The organism is Pseudomonas sp. NFACC46-3, from assembly GCF_900114515.1.
GTDB classification, from domain to species: Bacteria; Pseudomonadota; Gammaproteobacteria; order Pseudomonadales; family Pseudomonadaceae; genus Aquipseudomonas; species Aquipseudomonas fluorescens_Q.
In genome coordinates this window covers 1-3,768 of sequence record NZ_FOTH01000074.1, presented here as the reverse complement: position 1 = coordinate 3,768, position 3,768 = coordinate 1, and the positions used below count along the sequence as shown (strand labels likewise).

Annotated in this window: 3 protein-coding genes and 1 pseudogene; 3 read left to right on the top strand and 1 reads right to left on the bottom strand. The window is 59.7% G+C overall.

Going from position 1 to position 3,768, the window contains the following annotated elements; genetic code table 11:
- The 3 genes and pseudogenes from BM300_RS29715 to BM300_RS29705 all read left to right on the top strand — a co-directional run.
- A pseudogene (locus BM300_RS29715) lies at window positions 1-838 on the top strand (hypothetical protein); the annotation flags it as partial.
- Complete coding sequence (locus BM300_RS29710) at window positions 835-1,377, top strand: hypothetical protein (protein WP_092464711.1); 543 nt, start codon at window positions 835-837, stop codon at window positions 1,375-1,377. The pseudogene BM300_RS29715 and the gene BM300_RS29710, both read left to right, overlap by 4 nt.
- A complete protein-coding gene (locus tag BM300_RS29705; protein ID WP_170862122.1) occupies window positions 1,378-1,710 on the top strand; it encodes a hypothetical protein in 333 nt (110 codons plus the stop codon).
- Window positions 1,711-1,881: 171 nt separating this feature from the next.
- Here the strand turns inward: BM300_RS29705 and BM300_RS29700 are convergent.
- The coding region (locus tag BM300_RS29700) for a type VI secretion system Vgr family protein (RefSeq protein WP_139232404.1) at window positions 1,882-3,768 on the bottom strand (1,887 nt) is incomplete at its 5' end.

Below are 3,768 nucleotides of genomic sequence, written 5' to 3'. Positions count from 1 at the left end.
CGGCAGCCCGAATACGTTCATCGGTGGGCCGACGGTGTCGGTGGCGTTTGTCCTGGATCTTGAAGGCTGGACGCATACCGGGCTGGAAGCGTTGGGAATGTTGGCCATGGGGGGCGCAGCGATTCTCGCGGCCATGGCTGGCGTGGCCGCTCTGGTCGGTTTCGTGGTGATCGGCGGCACGATGATGGCTGGCATGGCGTTGCTGGGGGATCTGGGGGATCGCTTGGGGCCGGGTTACCGGGACCTGCTGCAGGGCGTCGCGGGAATGGCGCTTCTGGGCCTGGGCCCGAAAATGGCGAAAATCGGTACGGCGCCCAAGCCGCGCTCGGTGAGCTTCAAACCGGGCTACACGTCAGAGGATATCGCTGCGATACCCAAGTTAAGCCGGCCCAATCCTGCCGATTACCTTGAGGCCTCCTATATCGACAAGCACCTCAAAGTCTTTCAGGATGAAGGCGGTGCGTTTCTGTTTACCCCCGATGACATTGCCAACCCCATGTATGGCACCTTTAGCGACACTAAGTACGTCATGGCCAAGTCAGACCTGCACGGTGTGGTCGCCGAGTTTAAGAAAACCGGTGATCTTTCGATTCTGGAGACCGCTTTGGGTTATGAACCGGGCAGCTTCACCGGCAAGGAGATTTACATGATGAACCTGGACAATCCCAAGGTTGTCATGCCCTCCGGTAACGAGCGCGGAGCGAACCCGTTATGGCGCCCTGGCGGCCTGACCCATCCCGGCGGTATGCGTGAAGCGGTATTGGATAAGGTGGCCATCCCACACAATAACGACATCAATTTCCTGCTCGCGAACCCGGATGTAGTGAGAATCCAATGAGTGCCAACCTAGATAATGTATTGCTGCTGGCCCTGGCCAATGATGAGCTGGATAAATTCCTCGTAGGCGAGCCGTTCTACTTTCAAGAAGCCAAGAATGATTATGAGGAGCCGCAGAACATCGTTGCGGCTTTCGATTTGCTGGTGCTGCGTTATTGGCAACAGACTCGCGATCCCCAGTTCCCTGTGCGCTGGGTGACGGCTTTGCTCAAGATTCTCGCGACCTACCCTGATCGTAATCGGGCAATTTATGTTGCGGCGTCGTGGGTCTGGTACTACCGGTTTTGCCTGAGCAAAAAACAGGCACAACCCGAGGGGCTTTATGCCGACTTGTTCGAGGTTGATATGGGCGCCGTGGCGCTGGCCCTCCAGCGGCAGCTTGAGCTCAACAAGGCTGAGCTTGTCCAGGACACGCGGTGGGCGGGTGGCAGCTGGAACAGCCAGAACGGCCAGAACGGCCTGTGGGGGCCGTTGATGCGGACCGCCCTTGTCGTTCGGGATAAGCTGGGCGGCCCTGACTTCGTACCGGCTAATCTCTGAGTGGTTAATGATGTGCTGAGGGCCTATGTGGCAACAGCGGACGGTGATTTGATCCATGTTCGAATCATCGATAAAGCGCTGGACTCACCCCTGCGCGTTATCGGGTTTTCGAATGCGGCAGAGAAAGATATCTACGTTTTGCAGGTCGCGGACAACACGCAGAAGGCAAAGGTATTCGATGCACTCCGTTCATTGGGCGTGGCCTTTTCGGCGGGCAAGGAATGGTGCCCCTCCGAAGTTTTTGAATATCTTCGTGACCAGCAATTGCTGAGCGGCAAATACTTGCGCGTCGCGTGGACGCAGCCCGGTCAATACCGGCTTACGAACGAGTGAAATTTCAAGATGCCTGGGTCCACCGGGCACACAGGTTCTGCGTGGGTGGTAACGATGAACCCGTGGCGAGGGAGCTTGCTCCCGCTTGAGTGCGAAGCGCTCACAAAAAGGGGCGGCTACGCAGCCCAGCGGGAGCAAGCTCCCTCGCCACGGTTATTCCGGCCATGAACCTCAGTGCTTGGCCTTTGCCGGGAAAAAAGCTTTCACCGCCGCATCGATCACACCCTTGATGCCTTTGCCCTTGGCATCCACTTCGCTTGCGCCACCGGAGTTGAGGTCCAAGCGGCCGCCGGTGTCGATGTTGCCATTGCCACTGGCGTAGATATTGAACGCAGTGCCCGAGATATTGATCTCGCCACTGGCATTGAACTCCAACACGCTTTTGCCACAGACCAGTCGGATCTGCGAACCCGCCTCCACGAGGTACTGGGTACTGATGCTGTCGCTCTTGGCTCCCCCGACAAGCAATGCGTCGTTGCGCTGTACTGCCCGCAGTCGGTCTTGGCCAATCCGTACGGTTTCGTTGTGGCCGATGCTTTTGTTGCGGTCGTGGCCCACCGAATGGCTCTCGTCCACCTCGACCACGATGTCCTGGTTGCGCTCGGCATGGATGTACAGCTGCTCGGCGCCTTTCTTGTCTTCCATGCGGATTTCGTTGAAATTCGCTGGCGTGCCGCCTTTGCTCGAACGGCTTTTGGTGCCGCTCTGAGTGGCATTGGCAGGCAACGCATAGGGCACTGTCTGTTCGGCGTTATACACGCGACCGGTGACGATGGGCCGGTCCGGGTCGCCTTCGAGGAAGCTGACGATCACTTCCTGGCCGATGCGCGGGATCTGCACCGAGCCCCAATTCTTGCCGGCCCAGGCCTGCGACACACGAATCCAGCACGAGCTGTTTTCGTTGGACTGGTCGTGCCGGTCCCAGTAGAAATGCACCTTCACCCGGCCAAACTGATCGGTCCAGATTTCCTCGCCCTTGGGGCCCACGACCAACGCGGTCTGCGGGCCCTTGACGATGGGTCGATGGGTGATCGGTAGCGGACGGTAACTTTGCTGGGCGTCGATGCAGGTCAGGCTGCTTTCGAACTGGGCCGACGGCGCGCCACCGCCGGTTTCGCCGCTTTCCTGGGAAATGTAATAGCGCGCGCCGACGATCAGGTATTCGCGATTCTGGTCCTGGCGGCTGAAGCCGGTGAGGCTGAACAGATGCCCCGAGCCCAGGCCCCGTGCGTTGCCGGCCAGCTCGACCTGTTCGTGCTGGGTCTGCAAGGCTTCGATGCGGGTACGGGCGTAGTGCTCGCCGTCCTGGCTCTGCACATAGGTGCCGGGGTAGTCGTAGAGCGGATAGTCGCCGGCCGCGTGGGGGCGAGGCATGGCCGCACGCACGTCGATGCGCGCACTCGGGCGCTGGAAATCGTAGTCGTTGAGCTCAAGCGAACCGGGCTGGACTTCCTGGGCCAGGTGCCAGTCGTGGATGTGGTCGCGCTCGCGCTGTTGTTCGTTCTTCGGGTAGTAGGGCACCGAGCCGTAGCCGGGCGCCTTGGTGTGGGCGCCGTAGGCGTCGGCCAGCACCAGCACATGCCGGCCCTGCTCGTGGCGGAAGAAGTAGTAGATGCCTTCCTGTTCCATCAGCCGGCTGACGAAGTCGAAACTGGTCTCGCGATACTGCACGCAGTATTCCCACTCGCGATAGGTTTGGCTCAAGGCGTCTTCGAAATCGGAAAAGCCCAGGTCGCGGAACACCTGCTTGATGATCTGCGGGATGGTGAGGTTCTGGAAAATCCGGCAATCGGAGGTGCGGGTCAGTAGCCACAACCACGGCCGCAACGTCGCCTGGTAACTGGCGAACTGGCCCTGGTCGACGTTCTGGCTGCAGCGGGCGACGATGCCATGGAAGTAGCGCTCACCACCGCCATCGAGCTGCAGGCTGACGCACATGGGCTTGCCAAGCAGCTGGTTGAGATCGATGGCATTGTCCAGCGAATGCAGCTGCAACTCGTAGTTGAACAGCCGCCCTAATTCTTCACCGCCGCCCATGTCCTTGAGCAACAGCACCTC